Source organism: Spirillospora sp. NPDC047279 (assembly GCF_040643285.1).
Classification (GTDB): Bacteria; Actinomycetota; Actinomycetes; order Streptosporangiales; family Streptosporangiaceae; genus Spirillospora.
Genome location: NZ_JBEYUA010000012.1, coordinates 295,019 through 317,827, shown reverse-complemented (window position 1 = coordinate 317,827; position 22,809 = coordinate 295,019). Strand labels below are relative to the sequence as shown.

Genomic DNA, 22,809 nt, shown 5'->3' with positions numbered 1-22,809 from the left:
ACGTTCGGGTTTCCACGGGCCCGACCCGATCGCGCCCGCCGTCCGACGAGAGGAGGCGGGCCATGGAAGCCTCGCCGCCGTCGTTCATCGACCCGCTCGAAGAGGTGCTGCGGAAGACCCAGGACATGGACCCCGGCGTCCACGCGGTCAGCACCGGCAACCTGATCCGCGTCGTCGACACCCCGCACGCCTGGGGCCGGCCGATGACCTCCGCCGGGGTCGCCGCACTCGCCGAGCAGGCCGTGCGGGACCTGGCCGCCACCGTCGAGACGATCATCGCCTCGGCCACCTCCCACGTGGACGTGGTCTCCCTCGGCACGCCGACCGGCGTCTTCTGGACGGCCGTGCGCAACGGCCTGCGCAAGCTCGCCGAACGCGCCGCCGGGGCCCCCGTGACGGTGCGGTTCCTGTTCGGGTACGTCCCGGTCTACGACCAGGTCGAGGCGTTCAAGGCCGAGCTCTGCGCGTTCTGCTCCGAGGCCAGGCTGCCGATGAAGACGATGACCGTCCTCGTCGGGCGGCTGGCGCCCCGGTACGGCTTCACCTGGAACCACGCCAAGATCGTCGCCGCGGACGGCCGGATGGCGCTCGTCGGCGGGCACAACCTGTGGGACAGCGCGTACGGCACCTATCCGCCGGTGCACGACATCTCCGTCCAGGTGTTCGGGGACGCGGCGGCGCATGCCCGGCTCTTCGCCGACTTCCTGTGGAAGAACGGCGGCACCATCCTCAGCGTCTGGAAGGTGAGCGAGACCTGCACGATGACCCCGCTGCCGTTCGACTCCGGACGCGAGAAGGTCACGCTGGACCGGCCGCCCCCCGCGACGGGCGACAAGGCCATCAAGGCGCCCACGGGCGGCGGGTTCGTCGAGGGCCGCGTCCTGACGCTGGGCCGCGGCGGCGCACTGGGCTCGTCGGCGAGCGACATCGCCAAGGAGCGGATCATCAAGAGCGCGCAGCGGACGCTCAAGTTCTGCCAGCAGGACCTGCTGTTCGAGGGGCGGGCCGGTGACGACCGCCATCAGGTGTGCGTCTGGATCGCCGAGGCGCTGCTGGCGAACCCGGGCCTCCAGGTCTCCATCGTCGTGTCGCCGGTCGACGGGTCGGGCGGCGGTGAACCGTACTCCTGGGGCAGCGGCGCGGCCGGGACGTTCGACATGCTCAAGCGGCTCATCACCAAGAAGGCCAAGGACGCCGACGAGATCCGGGCGGTCCTGACCCGTCTCCAGGTGGCGCCGTTCTGCTTCACCGCCCTGCCGCCGTTCACCGAGGGGAGGGACTACGTCTGGCCCGAGGTGCCCAAGGAGCGGCTCAGCCTCCGGATGAGCGTGCGCGCCCCGATCCCGAGCCCGATCGGCTGGCGGACGCCCGCCCCCGGGAACCACGCGAAGGTCTTCATCGCCGACGACGTGGCCTGCTACGTGGGGTCGGACAACCTGTACCCGCACAACCTCATGGAGTTCGGCTACCTGATCGAGGGGCCTGCCGCGCGAGCCATCGTCGAGAACTACTGGAACCAGGTGTGGCGGTACTCCGGGCCGCACGCCCTCGGCGGACCGCCCAAGGCGAAGCTCTGAGGAGGCGCCCCGGTCAGGCGGGGTCGAAGACGACGACGGGGATCCTGCGGTCGGTCCACGACTGGTAGTCGTCGTACTCGGGATACATCTCCACCAGCCGCGGCCAGAGCGCGGCACGTTCGTCGTCACCGGCCGTCCGGGCGCGCATCGGGCGGCGGTGGCGGCCGATCTGCACGAGGACGTTCGGGTTGGCCTGGAGGTTGAGGTACCAGAGCGGGTGGCGCGGCATCCCGCCCTGGGAGGCGACCATCACGACGCGCTCGCCGTCGGCGAGGTAGAGCAGCGGCACCGTCCGGTGCCGGCCCGACTTGCGGCCGATCGTGGTGAGCAGGCAGACGGGCGGGGCCCCGCGCAGCTTGCCCGTCATGCGGAACCGCCGGCCGACCACGCCGCCGCTGAGCCTGAAGACCGCGACGTGCGCGGCGCTGCCGTACTTCATGATCTTCGTCATGCGGGACGCCTGGTCGAGATAGGCGGGGCGCGGCTGCGGCACGGGGACCCTCCAGAAGCTCAGCGAGCGCCCCATTCTGCCACCACCATGCCCGGGCGCCTCAGGCGGGCGCGCAGACGACCCGTTCACCGTCGGGAAGATAGAGGAGCGCCATGGTCCGCGCCTTGCCGCTCGTCCGGCCGCGGGTGGTCAGGAGGCAGACGGGAACCCCCGCGGGAAAGGCGCTGCCGACCCTGAACGTTCCGCCCGCCCTGCCTCCGGTGGCGCGGAAGAGCGCCACATGGGCACGGGTGAACAGGCGCATCGTGGGAGCGAAGAGCGCCGAGTCGAAGAAGGCGGGACGGCCGTTCGCCACGGTGGGCTCCAATCTGGGGACGCAGGCGCACTCTAACGTGATCACGATCTTGTATACGGGCCTTCTCTCGCGGCGGGGGGCGTGGTTATCGTCCCGGCGTGACCGAACCCGCGCTCGTGCCGTTCACGCCAGGTCCGCAAGGACGCCTGCCCGCCGAGTTCACGCGGCGCCACCGGGAGGAGCCGCTCGGCGCGGTGCGGTTGCCCAGCGGCGACGGCGCCGTGATGGCGGTGCGGTACCAGGACGTCGTCACGATCCTGTCCGACCCACGGTTCAGCAGGGAGCTCAACTACCCGGGCGCGCCCCGGATGGTGTCCGGCATGGACGTCAGCAGCGACCCCGAGCAGATGCTCAACATGGACCCGCCACGGCACACCCGGCTGCGGCGGTTGCTCTCGGGCACGTTCACACCGCGCCAGATCACCGCGTGGCGGCCGCGGGCACGTGCCCTGGCGGACGAGCTGATCGACCAGATGCTCGCGGCGGACGGGCCGGTCGACTTCGTCACCGCCTTCGCCTTCCCGCTGCCCATCCAGGTGATCTGCGACATCATGGGCGTCGAGGGCATCGACACCAAGAAGGTCCAGGGCTGGTCCGACGACCTGCTGTCCACCGCGGCGCTGGGGCCGGACGAGCGCATCGAGTCGGCGTTCGCGTTCGCCGTCTACATGGCCGAGCTCATCACCGCGCACCGCGAGGCGCCGGGCGACGGGCTGATCGCCGCGCTCATCGAGGCACGCGACGAGGACGGCAACGACAGGCTCAACGACGACGAGCTGACCCGGATCGCGATGACGCTCGTGGCGGCCGGCCACGAGACGACCGCGTCGGTGCTGAGCCGCGGGCTGCTGCGGCTGCTGGAGCCGCGCGAGCGGTACGCGGCGCTGGTCGAACGCCCGGACATGGTCGAGCACGCGGTCGAGGAGCTGTTCCGGATGGAGGTGCCCGGCGACGCGGGGCTGCCCCGGGTGGCCAAGGAGGACGTCGAGCTGTCGTGCGGGACGGTCAGGAAGGGGCAGGCGGTGCTCTCGCCGCCGCTGGCCGCCAACCACGACCCGGCGATCTTCCCCGAGCCGCAGGAGTACCGGCCGGACCGTGAAGGGCCGGGGCACATCGCGTTCGGGCGCGGCGCCCACTACTGCCTGGGCGCGAACCTGGCGCGGATGGAGCTCCAGGAGGCGCTCTCGGCGCTCGCCGAACGGCTGCCCGATCTCGCGCTCGTCCACCCGGCGGCCGAGGTGCCGTGGACCACGGGCCATCTGGTCAGGCGCCCCGCACGGCTGCTGGTGACGACAACCTAGGCGTACGACGAGCCACGCGGAGGGCAGGCCAGGCGTACAGACGAGCCACGCGGACGACGAGCCACGCGGACGGCAAGCCAGAGCGCACGACAGGGCCGGGTGCACCCCGAGCCGGGCGCGCGGTGGGCCGGGCGCGCGGTTAGGCGGCCATCGCGAAGCGGTGGACGCGCCGGTAGTCGCGGCGCAGGGCCAGGCCCATCGTGCCGTGCCTCAGCTCGTAGACCGCCGACCACCGGGTGTGGCTCTGCGCGACGGCGGCGAGCAGGTCCATGGCGCCGGCCGGGTCGAGACGGCCGTTCGTGCGCCTGAGGCGCCGCGCGATGGTGCGGTAGCGGTCGTCGGCGTGCCGTTCCTCGTCCGTCGTCCCGGACAGGACGAAGTTGACCAGGTCGTGCCAGTCGCCCGCGCCGGGGATCACCTTCAGCTCGCCGTCCACGAACTCGACGGCGGCCGCCCGGCCGCGCGCGTCGGCGAGCAGGTAGTGCAGCGGCGGCCCGCCCTGGGAGAAGTCGACGGTGTAGCGGCGGAAGACAGCGACCGCCTCGTCCACCGTCCGCGCCTGGTCGAGCGCGAGCCGCTGGATGCGGGCGCTGCCCACCACCGGCCGGTCGGGGACGACCGGGCCCCGCGCCGTGTCGACCGCGGCCATGCCGACGGCCAGCCCGTGCGCGTTGACGCCGTCGAACGGGATGCCGACGGCTCTGAGCAGCAGGCGCTTCAGCTCGGCGTCGCCCAGGAGCCGCCTGGCCGCGCCCTGGTCGATGCCCAGGTAGGAGATGTCGACGAGGGAGATGGACGCGGGCGCCTTGGGCGGCCTGGTGGTGAGCAGCAGCGCCGGGTTGGGGTCCCAGTCGAAGTTGCGGCCGAACAGCGGCCCGCGCGGCCCGTTCCCCGCCAGGAAGAGGGAGCACGCGAACGGCCGCGCGGGAGGCGGCGCCATCGCGGTGGTCTGGCGCAGCGGGTCGTACGGCCCGTACAGGGTCATCGCGAAGAGCGGCAGCCCCGGATCGACCAGCCGCAGCGTCGCCAGGCTGCGCTCCTCGTCACGGGTCAGGCCCCCGGCGGCGCGGGTGTCGCCCTGGCACGCGGCGGCGAGCGCCGCCGCCGGCGTCCCGAGCAGCACCGCCCGCCGGGACGGGTGAACGGTCGTCATGACTCCTGCTAACACCTGATTCCCGGCCAGGCAAGACCCGGGATCAGGACGGGCGGGATCAGGACGGGCGGGATCAGGACTGACGCAGCAGCTCCGCGGGGGTGAGCGGGCCGAGCACCGGGACCAGTTCCCGTTCCTCGTAGGCGAAGTGCGCCTCCAGCTCGGCGGTCATCCGGCCGAACTCGGCGCGGAAGGCCTCGGGGTCGGTGGTCTCGATGTCGCGCACCAGCTCCCTGATGCCGTCCTTCATCCTGGCCACGGCCACGTGCTCGCGCATGATCCGGTCCAGCGGGCCGGCCAGCTCGGGAAATCTCTCGCGCAGGGCCGGGAACACCCCGTCCTCGCTGGTGTGGTGCCCGGTCAGCGCGTCGCAGACGGTCAGGCAGTGGGTGCGGAGCCGTTCGCCCGGCTCGGGCCTGCGGTCCCCGGCGAAGTACGCCTCGGCCTCCGCCCGGACCGAGGCCAGGTCGGCGCGCAGCTCGGCGTGCACCCGCTGGAGGAACGCCCCGATGGCCGCCGCCCGATCCGGCCCCTGGCCGCCCCTCCGGTAGAGCGCGACCACGGGGATCACCCGCGCGGTCTGGCGCTGGTATTCGGCGTACGCGGGCACGGCCTCGGCCTGGAGCGCGTAGAGCCGGTCGCGCTCCTCCCCCGTCACCGCGACGGCGGCCCCCTCGAACGACTCCGCGCCGACCTCCACCGTGACCCGCGGATCGGCCCGCACGTTGTGCAGCCACGCCGGGTCGGTGTCGGCGCCGGCGTTGGAGGCGAACACCAGCAGCCGCTCCCCGTCCGCCATGTACGTGAGCGGCGTGGTGTGGCGGCGCCCGCTCCGGCGGCCGGTGCTGGTCAGCAGCACCAGGGCGGCGCCCTCGAACATGCCGCCGACCTTCCCGGCGTTGGCGCGGAACTCCTCGATGATCTTCACGTTCCAGTCGGACATCGCACGGCTCCCTAATATCTTTGCTTCTAAAGCAAAACTATTCAGAAGACAAAGCCATGTCAACGCGCGACCGCGGGACCGGCGTTCAGCGGGGCGGGTTCAGTCGGCGAAGGCCGCCAGGTCGTCGGGGGTGTCGATGTCGTCGGGCGAGGCGACGTCGTCGCAGGGCACCGGGGTCACCAGGTCGGCGTGGGCGCGCAGGAAGGGCCGCGCCCCCACGTCCCCCTCCGCCGTCTCGGCGACCGCGCTGAAGTGCGCGCGGGTGATGAGGACCGGGTTGCGCGGCTCGCCGCCGTACGTCGCCGCCGCGATCTGGGCGCCGTCGTCGTACGCGCTGATCAGGCGCCGGACCGCGTCGGAGGTGATCCGCGGCTGGTCGACCAGGGCGACCACCACGGCCGGGCAGGCGGGCGGCAGGGAGTCGAGCCCGGTGCGCAGCGAGGAACCCATGCCGGTGGCCCAGTCGGGGTTGGGCACCACGACCCCGCCCATGACCTCGAGCTCGGCGGCGCCGGTCACCACGACCACCGGCGAGCAGCCCGCCTCGCGCAGCATGCGCACGCCCCGGTCGACGAGCCGTTCGCCGCCGACCTCCACGAGCGCCTTGGGCCGGCCGAGCCTGCTCCCCTCCCCCGCTGCCAGCAGCAAACCGGCCGGAGGCACCTCACCATGCAAGGTCATCCCGCGAGGGTAAGCCCTCTCACCCGGCTTCGCCGTGGATCCGGCCGGTGGTGTCGGTAAGGGGACGCCCGGAACCTCCCCATCTGAGCTGGATCAGCTCCGCTGCGATCGACACCGCCGTCTCCTCGGGCGTGCGGGCGCCCAGGTCGAGCCCGATCGGCGACCGCAGCCGGGCCAGCTCGGCGTCCGTCAGCCCGGCCTCGCGCAGCCGTGACAACCGGTCGTCGTGGGTGCGCCGCGAACCCATCGCGCCGATGTAACCCGCCGGGGTGCGCAGGGCGACCTCCAGGAGCGGCACGTCGAACTTCGGGTCGTGGGTGAGCACGCAGATCGCCGTGCGCTCGTCCACCACCGCCTCGTCGAGGAACTTGTGCGGCCACCTGACCACGACCTCGTCGGCGTCCGGGAACCGCTTGGGCGTCGCGAACACCCCGCGCGCGTCGCAGACCGTCACCTGGTAGCCGAGGAACTTGCCGACGCGGGCGACCGCCGCCGCGAAGTCGATGGCGCCGAAGACCAGCAGGCGCGGCGGCGGCGCGAAGCCGTGCACGAACACCGCCAGCTCGTCGAGCCGCCGCTCCCCCTCGCGGCCGTAGTGCCGCCGACCGGTGAGCCCCTGGGCGAGCATCCCGCGCGCGTCGTCGTCGACCGCGCCGTCGAGCCGCGCGGCGTACGGGGCGCCGGGCGCCAGCGAGCCGGCCGCGCGGTCCGGCCAGATCACCCGCCGCGCGCCGATCTCCCCCGGGCCCGTGACGACGGTCGCGACGGCCACCGGCTCGTGCGCGGCGATCGACCGGGCGACCTCGCCGAACTCGGGGAACGTGGCGGGCCCGACCGGCTCGACCAGGATGTCGAGGATGCCGCCGCAGGTGAGGCCGACCGCGAACGCGTCGTCGTCGCTCACCCCGTACCGCTGGATCACCGGCGTGCCGGACTCGATCACCGACCGGGCCAGCTCGTAGACCGCGCCCTCCACGCAGCCGCCCGAGACGCTGCCCGCCACCTCGCCCGAGGCCGACACCGCCATCGCCGCGCCGGGCGGCCGCGGCGCGCTGCGGAAGGTGTCGACCACGGTGGCGAGCCCGAACGTCTCCCCGCCCTCGTACCAGCCCGCGATCTCATCGAGCACGTCGCGCATGGTGTGCGCCCCCTCCGCCGCTGATCAGTCTGGCCAGGTCCTCCAGGGCGCCGAGGCTGTGCCCTGAGGTGAAGTCGTCGATGTGCGGCAGCGCCGCCGCCATGCCGGCCGTCAGCGGCTCGTAGCCGGGCCGGGCCTTGTGCGGGTTGGCCCAGACGACCCGGTGGGCGAGCCGGTGCAGCCTCGCCATCTGGACGCCGAGCAGCGCGGCGTCGCCGCGTTCCCAGCCGTCGGAGGCGATGACGACGACCGCGCCGCGCGCCAGGCCGCGCTGCCCGAACCGGTCGAGGAACTCCTTGAGCTCCTCCCCCAGCCGGGTGCCGCCGCTCCAGTCGGGGATCGCCGCCGACACCGCCGTCATCGCGGTGTCGGGGTCGCGGTGCCGCAGCTCGCGGGTGACCCGGGTCAGGCGCGTGCCGACGCTGAACACCTCCACGCCGCGCCCGCCCGCGCGCGCCGCGGCGTGCGCGAACCGCAGCAGCGCGTCGGCGTACGGCGCCATCGAGCCGCTGACGTCGACGAGCAGCACGACCCGGCGGGGCCTGGTGCGGTGGGCGCGGTGGCGCAGTCCGGAGATCTCGCCGCCGCGCCGCAGCACCTCGCGCACGGTGCGGGCCGGGTCGAGCCGGCCGCTCGGCGCCGGGCTGAAGCGGCGCGACCGGCGGGGTTCGGCGGACGCGGTCAGCAGCGCGATGAGCCGGGAGACCTCGGCGCGTTCGGCGGCGCCGAGCCGCGCGACGTCGCGGTGGCGCAGCACCTCCACGTCGCTGGCGGTGGTCAGCTCGGTGTCGGTCGGCCGTTCCTCTCCCCCGGACGTCCGCGGGGTCGGCACGACCATGTGCCGCTGGACGACGGGGGGCGGGACGCGCCGCCCCGCACGCGCCGTCCGGCCCGCGAAGTAGGCGGCGAAGCAGCGGTCGTAGCGGGCGATGTCGTCGGGCTCGGCGCACAGGGTGAACCGGCCCGCCCAGTAGACGTCGGCGGGGTCGAGCACGTCGAGGTGGTCGAGCGCGCGCACCATCGTCTGGACGCGCTCGGGGTCGGCGGGGCCGCCCGCCGCGCGCACGGTCCGGGCGAACCCGATGATGGTCTCGGTGACGTCGCGCACGGGCCGCTCACCCGCCGTCGAGGAGGGCGGCCAGGCCGTTCTTGACGACGCGCTCCTGGTCTTCGCGGTATTTGAGCACCGCGCCGAGCGTGACCGCCGCCGTCTCGGGGTCGAGCTCGCGGGCGCCGAGCGCGACCAGCGCCTCGGTCCAGTCGATGCTCTCGGCCACGCCGGGCGGCTTGAGCAGGTCGGCGCCGCGCAGCCGCTGCGCGGCGTGCGCGACCTGACCGGCCAGGCGGCCCGCCGCGGCCGGGAGGCGGCGGCGGATGATGGCGACCTCGCGGGCGTAGGACGGGTGCTCCAGCCAGTGGTAGAGGCACCGGCGCTTGAGCGCGTCGTGCACCTCGCGGGTGCGGTTGGAGGTGACGACCACGACGGGCGGCTCGGCCGCGCGGACCGTGCCCAGCTCGGGGATGGAGATGGTGAAGTCGCTCAGCACCTCGAGCAGGAACGCCTCGAACTCGTCGTCGGCCCGGTCGATCTCGTCGACGAGCAGCACGCTGGGCACGGTCTCCAGGGCCTGGAGCAGCGGCCGGGCGAGCAGGAAGCGCCGGTCGTAGAGCTCGCCCTCGATCCGGCCGACGTCGTTCACCCCGGCGGCCTCGGCGGCGCGCAGGTGCAGCAGCTGGCGCGGGAAGTCCCAGTCGTAGAGCGCCTGCGCCGCGTCCAGGCCCTCGTAGCACTGCAGCCTGATCAGGGGGGCTCCGAGCACCTGCGCGAGCGCCTTGGCCAGCGCGGTCTTGCCGACCCCGGCCTCGCCCTCCAGGAACAGCGGGCGCCGCATCACCAGTGCCAGGTAGCCCGCCGTCGCCAGTCCCTCGTCGGCCAGGTAGGTCTCCTGGTCGAGCAGGCGCGCGAGCTCGGCGGGCGATTCGATGCCGGGTGCCCCGTTCGCCGCGTTAAGCGTCACTCCCTCACACTACCCACCGGCGAAACGCCCATGAGCTGCCAACTTTTCCTACATGAACAGTTGACTTTATGCGGTTTTGTGGACACGATCGGTCGCATGGAGCCTGACCTCACCGACGAGGCCGCCTACGAACAGGTGCGCGCCGAGCAATGGCAACGGATGTCCCGGCGCGGAATGCTCCGGGCCACCGCGGGCGCCGGCCTCGGCGCCGCGTTCATGGGCGCCGCCTCGGCCGCCGCCCCCGCGACCGCGTCCACCACCACGACCGCGGCGGCCGCCGACGGGCCGATCGTCAAGCCGCTGCCGCCGGAGCTGTTCATCACCCACGGCACCAACGCCGAGACGCGGTGGGAGGCGCTCAAGGGCGCCGGCCTCCACACGCCCGTCGACCGGTTCTTCGTCCGCAACCACGTCTCCACGCCGCTCATCGACGCCCGCACCTGGCGGCTCAAGCTGTGGGGAAGCGGCCTGCGCGGTTCCCCCGCCGAGGACGCCCCGGTCGAGTTCTCCTACGAGGACCTGCTCGGCCTGCGCGCCGAGACCATCACCGCGTTCATCGAGTGCACCGGCAACGGCCGCGGCTTCTTCACCTCGCAGCAGGGACAGCAGGTCTCCGGCACACCGTGGAAGCTCGGCGCCGTCGGCGTCGCGCGCTGGCGCGGCGTCCCGCTGTCGACCGTGCTGGAACGCGCCGGGCTGACCCGGCGGGCGGTGGACATCCTGCCCCGCGGGCTCGATCCTGAGTACATCGACAAGGGCGAGAACCTCGGCCGGGTGCGGCGTCCGCTGCCGGTCGCCAAGGCACTCAAGGACGTGCTGCTGGCGTACGAGATGAACGGCGAGCCGCTCGCCCCCGACCACGGGTTCCCGGTCCGCCTCGTGGTCCCGTCGTGGGTCGGCATCGCGTCGGTGAAGTGGCTCGGCGACATCCAGGTCTCCGACCAGCCGCTGTTCTCGCCGTGGAACACCCGCTTCTACCGCTTCTTCGGACCCGACCACCCCGCCGAGGGCAGCGCGCCACTGACCAGGATGAACGTCAAGAGCGCGTTCGAGCTGCCCTGGGACGCCACGCTCGCCGCCGGACGCCGGCACGTGCTGACCGGACGTTCGTGGTCGGGCAACGGCCGGATCCGGACGGTCGAGGTGAGCACCGACGGCGGCGCGACCTGGCACCGCGCCAGGACTCACGGACCGCACCCGTCACGCGCCTGGGTCCGCTGGGAGCACACGTGGCGGCCCCCGGCCACCGGCCGGTACGAGCTGCTCGCCCGCGCCGTCGACGAGACCGGCGCCCGGCAGCCCGCGACCGTCCCCCACAACACGCTCGGCTACCTCTTCGGCGCCGTCGTCCGGCACCCGGTCACCGTCACCTAGCAGTCACCACCCCTGAGGAATCCCATGGCCCTCTGGAAGCCAGACCCCACGTTCTACGCCTCGCCCCGCGACGCCGTGAAGGCACCGCCGGAGAAGCTGGCCTACGTCGCCGCGTTCGACCGGGCGGCCGGCAGATCCGACGCCATCGCGGTGCTCGACGTCGACCCCGGCTCGGCCTCCTACGGCGACGTGGTCGGCTGGACCGACCTGCCCGGCACCGGCGACGAGCTGCACCACTTCGGCTGGAACGCGTGCAGCAGCGCGCTGTGCCCGTACGCGCCGCATCCGCACGTCGAACGCCGCTACCTGATCGTGCCGGGCCTGCGCTCGTCGCGGATCCACGTCTTCGACACCAAGGACGACCCCCTCAAGCCGCAGCTGGTGAAGACCATCGAGGCCGAGGAGCTCGCCCAGCGCGCGGGCTACTCGCGTCCCCACACCGTGCACTGCGGACCCGAGGGCCTCTACGTCACGGCCCTGGGCAACGCCGAGGGCGAGGGGCCCGGCGGGATCGCGCTGCTCGACCACACCTCGTTCGAGGTGCTCGGGCAGTGGGAGGTCGACCGCGGCCCGCAGTACTTCGCCTACGACGCCTGGTGGCACATCGCGCACGACGTGCTGGTCACCTCCGAGTGGGGCACGCCGTCGATGATCGAGGACGGCGTGGTCGGGGAGCTGCTGCTCGGCCGCGAGTACGGGCACGCCATCCACTTCTGGGACCTGCGCAAGCGCAAGCACGTGCAGACCGTCGACCTCGGCGACCAGCACCAGATGGCGCTGGAGCTGCGGCCCGCCCACGACCCGACCAAGCTGTACGGGTTCGTCGGCGTGGTCGTCAGCGTCGAGGACCTGTCGGCCTCGGTGTGGGTCTGGCACCGCGACGGCGACGCGTGGGCGGCGAAGAAGGTCATCACGATCCCGGCCGAGCCGGTCGACGACCCCGAGACGCTGCCGCCGGTCATCCGCCCGTTCGGCGCGGTGCCGCCGCTGGTCACCGACATCGACCTGTCGGTCGACGACCAGTGGCTGTACGTGTCGTGCTGGGGCACCGGCGAGCTCAGGCGCTACGACGTGAGCGACCCGTTCAACCCGGTGGAGGCCGGCTCGGTGCGCATCGGCGGCATCGTGAACCGCACCGCGCACCCGGCCGCGCCGGACCTGCCGCTGGCGGGCGGCCCGCAGATGGTGGAGGTCAGCCGCGACGGCCGGCGCGTCTACGTGACCAACTCGCTCTACGGGGCGTGGGACGACCAGTTCTACCCCGACGGCGTGGGCGCCTGGATGGCCAAGCTCGACTCCACGCCCGAGGGGTTCACGTTCGACGAACGCTTCTTCCCCAACGGCGACGCGTTCCGTGGCCTGCGCCCGCACCAGACGCGGCTGCAGGGCGGCGACGCGTCCTCCGACTCCTACTGCTATCCGTGACCAACGGCTCGCTCGCGGCGCTGCTGGCGCTGGGGGCGTTCCACGGGCTCAACCCCGGGATGGGCTGGCTGTTCGCGGTGGCGCGCGGGCTCCAGGAACGCAGCCGCGCGCTGGTGCTCCAGTCGCTGCCCGCCATCGCCGCCGGTCACGCCGCCTCGGTCGGCGTGGTCGCGGTGCTGGTGTCGCTCACGCAGTCGGTGGTCGCGACGCAGGTCGTCGCGATCGCCGGCGGCGCGGCGCTGGTCGGCTTCGGGTTGTGGCGGCTGCTGTCCCAGCGGCACTTCCGCTGGGTCGGCATGCGGCTGTCGCTCTGGCAGCTGGCCGGCTGGTCGTTCCTGATGTCGTCGGTGCACGGCGCGGGTCTGATGTTGCTGCCCGTCCTGACCTCCACCGGTTCCTCCGGTCACCACCACGACGCGGGCGGCGGCCTGGCCGCGGGCGTCTTCGTCACCGGCGTGCACAGCCTCGCGATGTTCGCGGTCGCGGGCGCGGTGGCGGTCACGGTGTACGAGATCGTCGGCCTGGCCGTGCTGCGCCGGGCCTGGTTCAATCTCGACAGGGTGTGGGCGGTCGCGCTCATCGGCGCGGGGGCGGCGACACTCCTCACGGCTTGAGCACGCGGACGCCTACCGAGAGCGGGCCCATGATCCAGCCTGTCGCCGTCATCGTGGTCCTCGTCACCGCCAACGTGCTCAACAACCGGCTCGCCTCCGACGCCTACGTCATCACCGGTGTCGGCGCGACGGTGCTGCTGATCGTCCTCGCCCGCTGGGACGGCTGTTCCTGGGACGACCTCGGCCTCGGGCGCGGCACCTGGCGGAGCGGGCTGCGCTGGGGCGGCGCGGCGGCCGGGCTGGTGCTCCTGGCCTACGCGGCCGGTGCCGTGCTGCCGCTCACCCAGGACGCGTTCGCCGACGATCGGGCGGCGGAGCTGTCCGGCGGTGAGGTGCTCTGGAACGCCTTCGGCCGGGTCCCCCTCGGCACCGTCCTGCTGGAGGAGATCGCGTTCCGGGGCGTGCTCTACGCCGTGCTGGAAAGCCGCTGGGGCACGCGGAACGCCATCATCGGCTCCTCGGCACTGTTCGGGCTCTGGCACGTGCTGCCCTCGACGGGTCTGGCGGGACGCAACGCCGCCGTCGGCGGCATCGTCGGCGACGGCCCGCTGGCGACCACGCTGGCGGTCTCGGGCGTGGTCGTGGGCACGGCGCTCGCCGGGGTGGTGTTCTGCGAGCTGCGCCGCCGTTCGGGCAGCCTGCTCGCACCGATGGGCCTGCACTGGGCCCTCAACGGTCTGGGCGTCGCCTTCGCGTGGGCCCTCAACGGCGGCGGCCGCTGACCCGCCTGGCTCACGTCCGTCCCGCGTACGGGCTCACGTACGGGCCTCACGTACGGGCCTCACGTACGGGCCTCGCGTACGGGCCTCACGTACGGGCCTGCGTCCGTCCGCCGCGGCCGACGGGCCGGGGCGTCAGTCGTCCTGGCGGGCGTCGAGGATCGCCTTGAGGCTGACGCTGTCGTCGGCGCTCCACTCCGGCGGCGTGAGCAGCGCGGCCCAGCCCTCGACCACGTTGGAGCCGTACCGGTGCCCGTGGCCGGCCGGGACGCCGTTGGAGAACGCCAGGTCGGCGGTGACCTGCCAGAACGTGATGACCGGGTAGAAGCGCATGTCGTCGGTGACGTCCGGGCCGCGCGGATGGTCCAGCCACTCCGGCGACCTCAGCAGCAGGCGCGGGCTCCACCAGGTGATCGGGTCCGAGGCGTTCTGGAGGTAGACCACGCGGGGCCGGTTCCAGGCCGAGGCGGGCGTGCGCAGGTCGGCGGGGTTCTGCGCGAAGCGCACGGTCCGGCCCTGGTCGACCACCGGGCGCCACACCGCGCTGCCGGCCTCCCGGTCGTCGGTGAGGCCCTGCCAGATCGGGTTGTCGAACGGCGGCCCGACCAGCAGCGCGCCGTCGGTCTGAGCGGTGAGGTTCCCGACGCTGTCGAACGCGGTCTCCGTCCCGTACGAGCCGAGGCTCTCGCCGAACACCACCAGCTTGGGCCGGGTCGCGGCGGGCATCCCCGACCACCGGGCCCGGATCTCGCCGACCAGCGCCTCGGACGCCTGCGTCGCCTTGGACTTGTCCACCAGGAACGAGATCCAGCTCGGCAGGTAGGAGTACTGCATGCCCACGAGGGCGGTGTCGCCGCCGTACATGTACTCCAGCGAGTCCGCGACGTTCTCGTCGATCCAGCCGGTCCCGGTCGTGGTGATCACCGCGATCACGGCGCGGTCGAACGCGCCCGTGCGGTCCATCTCGCGCACCGCCAGCCGCGCCTGCTCCTGGTAGGAGTCCGCCGACTCCAGCCCGGCGTACACCCGGATCGGGTCCAGCGCCGGCCGCCCGTTGAACGTGGCGATCTCGGCCTTGGTGCTGGCGCTGCCGGCGAAGTCGCGCCCCTTCAGCCCGAGCGAGTCCCACGGGATGAGCGACCGCGGGCTCCCGGACAGGGTCGCGAGGGCCGGCTGCTCGATCCCCTCGGTCGTCCCGCCGTTGGCCAGCGACGACGCCTCGTTCGCGACGTCCACGAAGGAGCTCAGCAGGAATCCCTGCACGAAGCCGACGAGGATCACGACGCTGGCCGTCACGCCCGCGGCGTAGGCGACCGGCCGGGGCAGGAAGCGCAGGAACAGCCTGACCAGCGTTCGGGTGCCCAGCCGGATCGCCCGCGCGATCAGCAACAGGAGGGCGAACACCAGGATCGCGACGGTCATGATGAGCAGGCCGTCGCGGGTGTCCAGCGGCTCCATGCCCATCAGCAGCCGCAGGTCGCGCTGCCACACCGCGCCGAGCCGGCCGAAGAGCACGAGGGCCGGGATCCCCACGAAGATCAGCACCCGTGCCGCGATCTTCCGGGTCCGCGCGCTCGGTTGGCGCTTGACGAAGTGCGCCACGACGGCTCCGGCGAGGGCGCCGAGGCCGTAGCCGATGACCGCGGTGACCCCGCTGATCGCCCCTTGGAGCAGGGCGCCCCGGGGAAGCAGCGACGGGGTGAGCGAGAGGCAGCAGAAGATCAGGGCGCCGGCGAGCCCGGCGTATCCGAGCCGCCGGCGCACCACCCGCGCCGACGTGTCGCGCGGCGTGGGCGCCTCGGTGACCGCGACCGCGTCCGCGTCCGCGTCGTCAGGTGCTGACTGGACCATGGCGTGAGGATCGCCGGGCCGGGCGCGCTCCGCCTCACACCGGCCGGGTGACGCTCCGCCCCGGTCGTGCCGGTCGTGCCAGTCGTGCCGGTCAGCCGGCCGTGCCGGTCAGCTGGCCTTGTTGCGGTGGACGACCGTGCCCTTCTGGTTGGCCGCGAGGTAGGCGCTGTTGTATTCGCCGGACAGGTAGAACATCATGACCGGCTTCTTGTTGTAGAACGTCCAGGCGGGCTCGACGAGGATGTAGCGGCTGGTGGGCTTGTGGACCCCGAGCCTGCCGCAGGCCTTGAACAGGGCCGGCACCGCGTTCCAGTTGAACGTCTTCAGGTCGACCAGGCCGTCGTCCTCGTCGACGGCGATCGACGGCCGGTCCCGCGCCGCCCGCCCGTCGCGGTATTCGTACTGGTCGAAGCCGTTCTTCACGCCGCGCACCGGCACGTCGGCGTACGCGTACTCCGGATAGACCTTGAGGCTGGCGAACCTCGTCGTCCCTGCGGCCTTCTCGAACGCCGCGATCACCTGCCGGATGGCGGCCGGCGTCAGCAGGTCGACCTTGCCCGGCGCGCGCGTCGCCCCGGCGGACGCCGTCGGGTCACCGGTGCGGCCGGTGAGCGAGCCGCCCTCGTTGCCGGCGCCGCCCTGGCGGGCGCCGTCCAGCACCTTCGGGATCAGCACGACCATCGCCACCAGCAGGACCCCGACCACGGTCGCGGCGCCGATCGGCAGGGCGATGACCAGCGCGCTGGAACGCCGCGAGGGGCGGCTCCCGTGGCCGGGCCCCCCGAACCCCGGCCCGGTCTGGCCGGGAGCACCGAACCCCGGCCCGGTCGGCTGATGGCCGAGGCCGGGACCCGTGGGCCCGCCCGCGGGCGGGCCTCCGAAGCCGGGACCGGCGGGATAGGGATACTGCGGCGCGTTCGGGTGGGCCGGCGGCGCCGGCGGGGTGAGGGAGCCGAACGGCTCCGGCGTCGGCGGCGCGAACGGCTCGGGCGTCGACGGCGGGGCCTCCCCCACCGCCGGACCCGCCACCGGACCTGCCGCCGGACCTGCCGCCGGGGCCGCGGCGGCGAGACCGCCCGCCGAGGAGGCCGCCGAGCCCTGGCCGTACGCGGCCTGGGCGAGCATGTGGTCCAGCTGCTCCGCGCCGGGACGGGCGGCCGGATCGGCCACCAGCAGGGCCTGCAGAACGCCGGCCAGCGGGCCCGCCTGCACCGGCGGCGGAACGTCGGCCCGCAACACCGCGGCGAGCGTGGCGGCGGTGGTGGGTCGGCGCATCGGGTTGTGGCCCTCGACCGCGACGTACAGCAACATGCCGAGCGACCAGAAGTCGGACGCCGGGTCGCCCTCCTTGCCGTGCAGGCGTTCGGGCGCGATGTACTCGGGCGACCCGGCCAGGCCGCCGGTGGCGGTCAGCCGGGAGACGTCGTCGAGCGCCGCGATGCCGAAGTCGGTCAGCACCGGGCTGCCGTCGGTCCGGAGCAGCACGTTGGCGGGCTTGACGTCGCGGTGGCAGATCCCGGCCTCGTGCACGGCCCGCAGCGCCCCGAGGACGCCGCGGCCGAGCACCGCCGCCTCGGCCGGGGACAGATCGCGCTCGGCCAGCCGGCCGCTGAGCGAGCCGCCGCGCACGAGCTCCATGACCAGCCACGGGTAGTCCATGTCGGGCTCGTCGACGATGTGGTGGATGCGGACCACGTTGGGATGGTCGATCCGGGCGAGCGCGCGGGCCTCGCGCATCACGCGCTCCCGCATCATGCGCGCGAGCTTCGGATCGTCGCGGACCGGGTCGGCCCCGGCGGGGCGCACCTCCTTCAGCGCCACCTCGCGGTGCAGCGCCAGGTCGCGGGCGCGCCAGACCGTGCCCATGCCACCACTGCCCAGCCGGTCGACCAGCTCGAACCGGTCGTCGACCACCTTCTGCCCAGACGTCACGGCGCTGATCCTAGAGCCCGGCTCGGACGGAGAACGCGGCGAACCGGGCTTTCCGTGAAAACCAACCTTGATCAGGCGAGATCAGGCGGGGTCGGGGGCCTCGCCGCGCTGCCGGACGAGGGCCTGGAGCTCGGCGACCTGGGCGGCGGCCAGCCCCTTCTCCGCGCCGTTGATGCCCATGGCGCCGAGGGAGGTGCCGTCGGCCAGATCGAGGGTCGGCCAGGGTTCGCCGACCGACATCGTCACGTCGAGCACCTCGGGCCATTCCAGCCGCCGCGTGCGGAACGCGTTGACCACGGTGAGGCCGGCCTCGTCGGCGGCCACCCGGCAGCGCGCGAGCATGTGCAGGATCCAGGCGATGCCGAGCCCGAACGCGACCATCAGGAGCCGGTCGACCAGCTTGAAGTCGGGCGCCACCACCACGGCGAGGACGATCATGCCGAGCACGATCGTGCCCGCCGTGGCGTAGGCGACGACCCGGGTGGTGCGGGGGCGCCACTCGGTGGGAAGGGCCGGTGCGTCAGTCAACGATCTTGGAAATCGGGATCTCGAGGATGTCGTGGGCGCCGGCCGCCTTGAGCGCCGGGATGAGCGTGTTGACGCCGCGCTTGGGCACCACGCTCTCGACCGCGTTGGAGTCGCCGCCGGCCAGCGCGGTGACGGTCGGCGAGGACATCGCGGGCAGGATGTCGACGACGGCCCGCAGGTCGGCGGAGGCGACGTTGAGCTTGAGCAGCACGTTGCCGCGGGCCCGGATCGCGCCCTGGAGCAGCAGCGCGACGTCCTCCATGGCCGCGCGCTTCTCGGCGTCCTCGTAGGCCTCGCGGTTGGCGACCAGCTCGGTGTAGCTGGTCAGCAGGGTGTCGAGGATGCGCAGGCCGTTCTTGCGCAGCGACGAGCCGGTCTCGGTGAGGTCGACGATCACGTCGACGATGTCGGGGACCTTGGCCTCGGTGGCGCCGTAGGACGGCACGACCTTGGCCTTGACGCCGTGCTTCTCCAGGAAGCGGTCGGTCATCGCCGGGAACTCGGTGGAGATCCGCACGCCGTCGGGCAGGTCGGAGACCTTCTGCCAGGGCGCGTCGTTGGGCACCGCCATGATCACGCGGACCGGGTTGGAGGTGGCCTTGGAGTACTTCAGCTCGCCCAGGCCGACCACGTCGGAGTCGGTCTCGGTGATCCAGTCACGGCCGGTGATGCCCAGGTCGAACAGGCCCTGCTCGAGGTAGGTCGGGATCTCCTGGGGGCGCAGCACGCGCACCCGGTCGATGCGCGGATCGTCGATCGACGCGCGGTAGTCACGATCGGAGGACCGCCGGACGGTCAGGTCGGCGGCGTCGAACAACTCGAGGGTGGCCTTCTCCAGGGAGCCCTTGGGCAGGACGAGGGACAGCACGGTGGAACCTTTCGGTGGATGAGACTGCGACGGGTGATCCGGGGATTCAGGAGCTCAGATGCTCCACACCATGCCCGGCGTGCCCGTGATGCCGCAGTCCTCGCAGGGTCAGAGCCGTGTCGAGTGCGGCCACAGTCGCCTCCCATCCCTTGTCTTCGCTGCTGTCGGGCAGCCCGCTGCGTGCCAGTGCCTGGTCAATGGTGTCACACGTGAGGACCCCGTTGCCCACCGGAGTCGCCTCGTCGAGCGCGACACGGGTCACACCGGCCGTCACCGAGTCGCACACGTAGTCGAAATGCGCCGTCTCGCCCCTGATCACCGCGCCGAGGACCACCACGGCGTCGAGGTCGCGGGCGAGCTGCTGGGCGATCACCGGCAGCTCCAGGGCCCCGGCGACGCGGACGGCGACGGGCTCGGCGACGCCGCAGGCCTTGGCGGCGTCGAGCGCCCGCTCCAGCAGCCGGTCGGTGATCTGGCCGTGCCAGCGGGTGCAGGCGATGCCGAGGGTCAGCCCTCCGGCGTCGACGGTACGGTCCTCAGGACGTCCTGCTCCGCTCATCTACAGGCCCTCGATCTCGTGTCCGAGACGGTCGCGCTTGACCGTCAGGTAACGGCGGTTGTGCTCGGTGACCACGACCGGCATCGCCTCGCGGCCCAGGACGTCGAGTCCGAAGCCGGCCAGGCCCTTGAGCTTGTCGGGGTTGTTGGTGAGCACCCGGATCGAGCGTACGCCCAGGTCGAGCAGCATCTGGGCGGCGTTGGAGTATTCGCGCGCGTCGGCGGGCAGGCCCAGCTCCAGGTTGGCGTCGACGGTGTCGGAGCCGTTGTCCTGGAGGGCGTACGCGCGCAGCTTGGCCAGCAGGCCGATGCCGCGGCCCTCGTGCCCGCGCAGGTAGAGGACGACGCCGCGGCCCTCCTCGCTGATGCGCTCCATGGCCGCGTCCAGCTGGGTGCCGCAGTCGCAGCGCTCGGAGTGCAGGACGTCGCCGGTGAGGCACTCGGAGTGGGCGCGGATCAGCACGTCCTCGCCGTCGCCGAGGTCGCCGAGCACCATGGCGACGTGCTCGCCGCCGTCGATGGCGCTGGAGAAGCCCACCGCGCGCCACATGCCGAACCGGTTGGGCAGCCTCGTCTCCACGACCCGCCGCACCATCGGCTCGGTGCGCTTGCGGTACTCGACGAGCTGCTCGATCGAGATCAGCTTGAGGCCGTGCTCCTTGGCGAACACCTGGAGCTCGGGCAGCCGGGCCATGGTGCCGTCGTCGTTGACCACCTCGGCCAGCACGCCGGACGGGTGCAGGCCGGCCAGGCGGGACAGGTCGACGGAGGCCTCGGTGTGGCCGCGGCGGCGCAGCACGCCGCCCGGGTGGTAGCGCAGCGGGAAGATGTGGCCGGGCCGGACCAGCTCGTACGGCTCGGTCGCCGAGTCGCACAGGGTCTTGATCGTCTTGGCCCGGTCGGCAGCCGAGATGCCGGTGCTCACGCCGTCGCGGGCGTCCACGCTGACCGTGTACGCGGTGCGCATCTTCTCGGAGTTCTGCGCGGTCATCAGCGGGATCTGCAGCCGGTCGAGGTCGTCCCCCTCCATCGGCACGCAGATCACCCCGCTGGTGTAGCGGATCGTGAACGCCAGCAGCTCGGGCGTCGCCTTGGCGGCCGCGAAGATGATGTCGCCCTCGTTCTCGCGGTCCTCGTCGTCGACCACCACGACGGGCTTGCCCGCCGCGATGTCGGCGATCGCGTCCTCGATCGAGTCGAAGATCCCGTTCTCGTTCAGTCCGTCGTCGCTGCCGCTCATGCGGTCACCGCCTTGTTCCGTGGGTTCGCCTGCTCCCGGCTCCGGGACTCCCGGAGCCAGTTGCGGAACCCGACCATCACCATGACGAAGAAGATCCCGTAGACCGCGGCCGAGACGTACAATCCCGACTTGAGCGCCAGCGGCACTCCGACCAGGTCCACGAGCACCCAAATGATCCAGAAGTCGACCAGGGCACGGCTCTGCGCGAAGGTCGCGACCGCGCTGCCGACGAAGATGTAGGCGTTCGCCCACGGCGACCAGGCGATCTTGAGCCAGTCGAGGTGGATGAACAGCTGCGCGACGACCGTGGTGCCGATCACCAGCGCGGCGATGAGGACCAGGCGCTCGATCGGAGTCGCCTGGCGGACGACGAAGCCGCTGTCAGCGCGCTGCCGCCGGGTCCAGTTGGTCCAGCCGTACGAGGCCAGGACGATGAAGAGCACCTGCTTGAGGGCGTTGCCGGGGGCGGCCGCGTGCAACGACGCGGCCAGCAGCAGGAGGGCGCCGGTGATCTGCACCGGCCAGGTCCAGATGGTCTTGCGCATGGCGAGCCACACCACGGCGAGCGAGAACACGTTGCCGACCAGGTCGGTCCACAGGATGTGCTCGCCGAAGAGCGTGAAACCCGCGTTCAGCCAGTTCACCGGGGGCTCCCGGCGAACAGCTTCTCCACGTACTTGGCGACCACGTCGACCTCGAGGTTGACCGGGTCGCCGGGCTTCTTGTCGCCGAGCGTGGTGAGCGAGAGCGTGGTCGGGATGAGCGCGACGCTGAAGCGGTCGGCGCCCGCCTCGACCACGGTGAGGCTGATGCCGTCGATCGTGATCGAGCCCTTGTCGACCAGATAGCGGCTCAGGTGGGCGGGGAGCGAGAACGTGACGACGTCCCAGCGTTCGCCCGGCTCACGCGAGATGATCTCGCCGACGCCGTCGACGTGCCCCTGGACCAGGTGGCCGCCGAGCCGGTCGGCCAGCCGGACGGGACGTTCCAGGTTGACGCGGGAGCCGGCCTCGAGCCCCCCGAGGCTGGACTTGTCGAGCGTCTCCTGGATGACGTCGGCGGTGAAGGACCCGTCCTTGACGTCCACGACGGTCAGGCAGACGCCGTTGACCGCGATCGAGGCGCCGTGCACGGCGTCCTGGGTGACAAGCGGTCCGCGGATCGTCAGCTTGACCAAGTCCGCTGCGGACTCGACGGCCTCGATCTCGCCGAGCTCCTCGACGATGCCGGTGAACATCTCCCGGGCCTCCTCAAATGCCTGTGCATGAGGGCTCCGGGGACGTACGACGAAAAGACGGCTCGCCCCTGCGTACAGGAGCTACCAGCGCGCTGCCTCCCATCCGGACTTTCACCGTCGGTCCCGGAATTCCACCGGATCAACCGGCCGATGGCTTCGGCCGGGTCGCGGACTGTCACCGCCGGTTCGGAATTGCACCGACCCCGGAGCACGCGTTCACTGCTTTGCCAACCAGTGTGCCATGCCTTGCATTCCCACCTGTATGTGAGGATGCCCACGGCCACTTTTGGCCAACCAAGCGCTCGTTCGGTTATAGGATGATCCAGCCGTCCGTTCAACGTTCAACGATCTTGCTGGATGGGTAGGAGGGGCTCACGATGAGCCCCTAGGAGGCGATCATGGACGTCATCGCACTCATCGCCCGCATCCTGTTCGCGTTCATCTTCCTCGGCTCGGCCTTCGGTCATCTGACCAACGCCGAGGCCATGGCGGGATACGCCGCCGGCAAGAAACTCCCGCAGCCCAAGCTGGCCGTGCAGTTCTCCGGCGTCTGGATCGGCGTCGCGGCGGTGCTGCTGATCCTGGGCGTCTGGCCCGATCTCGCGGCGCTGATGTTGCTGGTGTTCCTGCTGGCGACGGCGTTCCTGTTCCATGCGTTCTGGAGCGAGACGAGCCCCGAGGGCAAGCAGCAGGAGCAGATCCAGTTCTCCAAGGACGTGTCGCTGGCCGGTGGCGCGCTGGGGTTCTTCGTCCTGTACGCGGCCGAGACCCATCCCGGGCTCAACCTCGTCGGCCCGCTCTTCTCGCTGTCCTGACCGCGCCCGGCGGAGCCGGTGCGCGAAGGCC

At 72.4% G+C, this 22,809-nt stretch carries 23 protein-coding genes and 1 riboswitch; of the genes, 7 read left to right on the top strand and 16 right to left on the bottom strand.

All coding sequences use genetic code 11. The features are described from left to right. The first annotated feature begins 62 nt into the window (after positions 1-62). Positions 63-1,577, top strand: a complete 1,515-nt coding sequence (locus tag ABZ810_RS30050) for a hypothetical protein (RefSeq protein WP_358409057.1) — start codon at positions 63-65, stop codon at positions 1,575-1,577. A gap of 13 nt (positions 1,578-1,590) precedes the next feature. Here ABZ810_RS30050 and ABZ810_RS30045 read toward each other — a convergent pair whose 3' ends face one another. Further along, on the bottom strand, positions 1,591-2,070 hold the full coding sequence (locus tag ABZ810_RS30045) for a nitroreductase family deazaflavin-dependent oxidoreductase (protein WP_358409055.1): 480 nt from the start codon (positions 2,068-2,070) through the stop codon (positions 1,591-1,593). A 58-nt stretch (positions 2,071-2,128) separates the two neighbouring features. Continuing rightward, the gene (locus ABZ810_RS30040) at positions 2,129-2,383 is read right to left on the bottom strand and encodes a nitroreductase/quinone reductase family protein (protein ID WP_358409053.1); all 255 of its coding nucleotides are present in this window, start codon (positions 2,381-2,383) and stop codon (positions 2,129-2,131) included. 98 nt (positions 2,384-2,481) lie between these two features. Between ABZ810_RS30040 and ABZ810_RS30035 the strand changes: the two genes are divergently transcribed. Continuing rightward, positions 2,482-3,684, top strand: a complete 1,203-nt coding sequence (locus ABZ810_RS30035; protein WP_358409052.1) for a cytochrome P450 — start codon at positions 2,482-2,484, stop codon at positions 3,682-3,684. A gap of 139 nt (positions 3,685-3,823) precedes the next feature. Here the strand turns inward: ABZ810_RS30035 and ABZ810_RS30030 are convergent, their stop codons facing one another. The 6 genes from ABZ810_RS30030 to ABZ810_RS30005 all read right to left on the bottom strand — a co-directional run bounded on the left by ABZ810_RS30030 (position 3,824) and on the right by ABZ810_RS30005 (position 9,617). Then, entirely contained in the window at positions 3,824-4,837 is a 1,014-nt protein-coding gene (locus tag ABZ810_RS30030; RefSeq protein ID WP_358409050.1) for a carcinine hydrolase/isopenicillin-N N-acyltransferase family protein, read from the bottom strand. A 73-nt stretch (positions 4,838-4,910) separates the two neighbouring features. Next, the gene (locus ABZ810_RS30025; RefSeq protein ID WP_358409048.1) at positions 4,911-5,780 is read right to left on the bottom strand and encodes a nitroreductase/quinone reductase family protein; all 870 of its coding nucleotides are present in this window, start codon (positions 5,778-5,780) and stop codon (positions 4,911-4,913) included. A 99-nt stretch (positions 5,781-5,879) separates the two neighbouring features. Further along, positions 5,880-6,461, bottom strand: coding sequence for a nucleotidyltransferase family protein (locus ABZ810_RS30020; RefSeq protein WP_358409046.1), 582 nt, complete (start codon positions 6,459-6,461; stop codon positions 5,880-5,882). A gap of 19 nt (positions 6,462-6,480) precedes the next feature. Then, positions 6,481-7,599 carry an XdhC family protein gene (locus tag ABZ810_RS30015; RefSeq protein ID WP_358409044.1) on the bottom strand — a complete coding sequence of 373 codons (1,119 nt, stop codon included), beginning with the start codon at positions 7,597-7,599 and terminating at the stop codon, positions 6,481-6,483. Next, complete coding sequence (locus ABZ810_RS30010; RefSeq protein ID WP_358409042.1) at positions 7,580-8,707, bottom strand: VWA domain-containing protein; 1,128 nt, start codon at positions 8,705-8,707, stop codon at positions 7,580-7,582. The genes ABZ810_RS30015 and ABZ810_RS30010 overlap by 20 nt, the downstream gene beginning before the upstream one ends. Before the next feature lie 7 nt (positions 8,708-8,714). Next, entirely contained in the window at positions 8,715-9,617 is a 903-nt protein-coding gene (locus ABZ810_RS30005; RefSeq protein ID WP_358409041.1) for a MoxR family ATPase, read from the bottom strand. 96 nt (positions 9,618-9,713) lie between these two features. Here ABZ810_RS30005 and ABZ810_RS30000 point away from each other — a divergent pair, with 96 nt between their 5' ends. The 4 genes from ABZ810_RS30000 to ABZ810_RS29985 are packed head-to-tail and all read left to right on the top strand — an operon-like array spanning position 9,714 to position 13,752. Further along, the gene (locus ABZ810_RS30000; protein ID WP_358409039.1) at positions 9,714-10,991 is read left to right on the top strand and encodes a sulfite oxidase; all 1,278 of its coding nucleotides are present in this window, start codon (positions 9,714-9,716) and stop codon (positions 10,989-10,991) included. 24 nt (positions 10,992-11,015) lie between these two features. Further along, positions 11,016-12,416 (top strand): selenium-binding family protein, encoded by a 1,401-nt coding sequence (locus ABZ810_RS29995; RefSeq protein ID WP_358409038.1) that lies wholly within the window; start codon positions 11,016-11,018, stop codon positions 12,414-12,416. Further along, positions 12,413-13,030, top strand: coding sequence for a hypothetical protein (locus ABZ810_RS29990; protein WP_358409036.1), 618 nt, complete (start codon positions 12,413-12,415; stop codon positions 13,028-13,030). Before ABZ810_RS29995 ends, ABZ810_RS29990 begins: the two co-directional genes overlap by 4 nt. A gap of 29 nt (positions 13,031-13,059) precedes the next feature. Continuing rightward, the gene (locus tag ABZ810_RS29985) at positions 13,060-13,752 is read left to right on the top strand and encodes a CPBP family intramembrane glutamic endopeptidase (RefSeq protein ID WP_358409034.1); all 693 of its coding nucleotides are present in this window, start codon (positions 13,060-13,062) and stop codon (positions 13,750-13,752) included. Positions 13,753-13,884: 132 nt separating this feature from the next. Here the strand turns inward: ABZ810_RS29985 and ABZ810_RS29980 are convergent, their stop codons facing one another. From ABZ810_RS29980 to ABZ810_RS29945, 8 genes are all read right to left on the bottom strand, one after another. Further along, positions 13,885-15,600, bottom strand: a complete 1,716-nt coding sequence (locus ABZ810_RS29980) for an alpha/beta-hydrolase family protein (RefSeq protein WP_358409032.1) — start codon at positions 15,598-15,600, stop codon at positions 13,885-13,887. 108 nt (positions 15,601-15,708) lie between these two features. Further along, entirely contained in the window at positions 15,709-17,532 is a 1,824-nt protein-coding gene (locus tag ABZ810_RS29975) for a serine/threonine-protein kinase (RefSeq protein WP_358409030.1), read from the bottom strand. An 81-nt stretch (positions 17,533-17,613) separates the two neighbouring features. Next, positions 17,614-18,060 carry a PH domain-containing protein gene (locus ABZ810_RS29970; protein WP_358409028.1) on the bottom strand — a complete coding sequence of 149 codons (447 nt, stop codon included), beginning with the start codon at positions 18,058-18,060 and terminating at the stop codon, positions 17,614-17,616. Next, a complete protein-coding gene (gene hisG, locus ABZ810_RS29965; protein ID WP_358409027.1) occupies positions 18,053-18,928 on the bottom strand; it encodes an ATP phosphoribosyltransferase in 876 nt (291 codons plus the stop codon). The genes ABZ810_RS29970 and hisG overlap by 8 nt, the downstream gene beginning before the upstream one ends. Before the next feature lie 46 nt (positions 18,929-18,974). Next, positions 18,975-19,487 carry a 6,7-dimethyl-8-ribityllumazine synthase gene (ribH, locus tag ABZ810_RS29960; RefSeq protein ID WP_358409026.1) on the bottom strand — a complete coding sequence of 171 codons (513 nt, stop codon included), beginning with the start codon at positions 19,485-19,487 and terminating at the stop codon, positions 18,975-18,977. Next, positions 19,488-20,726: a bifunctional 3,4-dihydroxy-2-butanone-4-phosphate synthase/GTP cyclohydrolase II gene (locus ABZ810_RS29955; RefSeq protein ID WP_358409024.1), complete on the bottom strand. Its 1,239-nt coding sequence runs from the start codon at positions 20,724-20,726 to the stop codon at positions 19,488-19,490. Next, positions 20,723-21,370 carry a nicotinamide riboside transporter PnuC gene (gene pnuC, locus ABZ810_RS29950; protein ID WP_358409023.1) on the bottom strand — a complete coding sequence of 216 codons (648 nt, stop codon included), beginning with the start codon at positions 21,368-21,370 and terminating at the stop codon, positions 20,723-20,725. The genes ABZ810_RS29955 and pnuC overlap by 4 nt, the downstream gene beginning before the upstream one ends. Further along, on the bottom strand, positions 21,367-21,963 hold the full coding sequence (locus ABZ810_RS29945; protein WP_358409022.1) for a riboflavin synthase: 597 nt from the start codon (positions 21,961-21,963) through the stop codon (positions 21,367-21,369). Before ABZ810_RS29945 ends, pnuC begins: the two co-directional genes overlap by 4 nt. 85 nt (positions 21,964-22,048) lie before the next feature. Continuing rightward, positions 22,049-22,179: riboswitch (FMN riboswitch) on the bottom strand. Positions 22,180-22,361: 182 nt separating this feature from the next. On the opposite strand from ABZ810_RS29945, the gene ABZ810_RS29940 reads away from it, so the two are divergent. After that, positions 22,362-22,778: a DoxX family protein gene (locus ABZ810_RS29940; protein ID WP_358409020.1), complete on the top strand. Its 417-nt coding sequence runs from the start codon at positions 22,362-22,364 to the stop codon at positions 22,776-22,778. Positions 22,779-22,809 lie beyond the last annotated feature (31 nt).

Bases quoted from the DNA above. Each gene is read 5' to 3' on its own strand.
- ABZ810_RS30050 (WP_358409057.1), top strand. From the start codon at position 63: ATGGAAGCCTCGCCGCCGTCGTTCATCGACCCGCTCGAAGAGGTGCTG.
- ABZ810_RS30030 (WP_358409050.1), bottom strand. From the start codon at position 4,837: ATGACGACCGTTCACCCGTCCCGGCGGGCGGTGCTGCTCGGGACGCCG.
- ABZ810_RS30025 (WP_358409048.1), bottom strand. From the start codon at position 5,780: ATGTCCGACTGGAACGTGAAGATCATCGAGGAGTTCCGCGCCAACGCC.
- ABZ810_RS30020 (WP_358409046.1), bottom strand. From the start codon at position 6,461: ATGACCTTGCATGGTGAGGTGCCTCCGGCCGGTTTGCTGCTGGCAGCG.
- ABZ810_RS30015 (WP_358409044.1), bottom strand. From the start codon at position 7,599: ATGCGCGACGTGCTCGATGAGATCGCGGGCTGGTACGAGGGCGGGGAG.
- ABZ810_RS30000 (WP_358409039.1), top strand. From the start codon at position 9,714: ATGGAGCCTGACCTCACCGACGAGGCCGCCTACGAACAGGTGCGCGCC.
- ABZ810_RS29995 (WP_358409038.1), top strand. From the start codon at position 11,016: ATGGCCCTCTGGAAGCCAGACCCCACGTTCTACGCCTCGCCCCGCGAC.
- ABZ810_RS29985 (WP_358409034.1), top strand. From the start codon at position 13,060: ATGATCCAGCCTGTCGCCGTCATCGTGGTCCTCGTCACCGCCAACGTG.
- ABZ810_RS29980 (WP_358409032.1), bottom strand. From the start codon at position 15,600: ATGGTCCAGTCAGCACCTGACGACGCGGACGCGGACGCGGTCGCGGTC.
- ribH (WP_358409026.1), bottom strand. From the start codon at position 19,487: ATGAGCGGAGCAGGACGTCCTGAGGACCGTACCGTCGACGCCGGAGGG.
- ABZ810_RS29955 (WP_358409024.1), bottom strand. From the start codon at position 20,726: ATGAGCGGCAGCGACGACGGACTGAACGAGAACGGGATCTTCGACTCG.
- ABZ810_RS29945 (WP_358409022.1), bottom strand. From the start codon at position 21,963: ATGTTCACCGGCATCGTCGAGGAGCTCGGCGAGATCGAGGCCGTCGAG.
- ABZ810_RS29940 (WP_358409020.1), top strand. From the start codon at position 22,362: ATGGACGTCATCGCACTCATCGCCCGCATCCTGTTCGCGTTCATCTTC.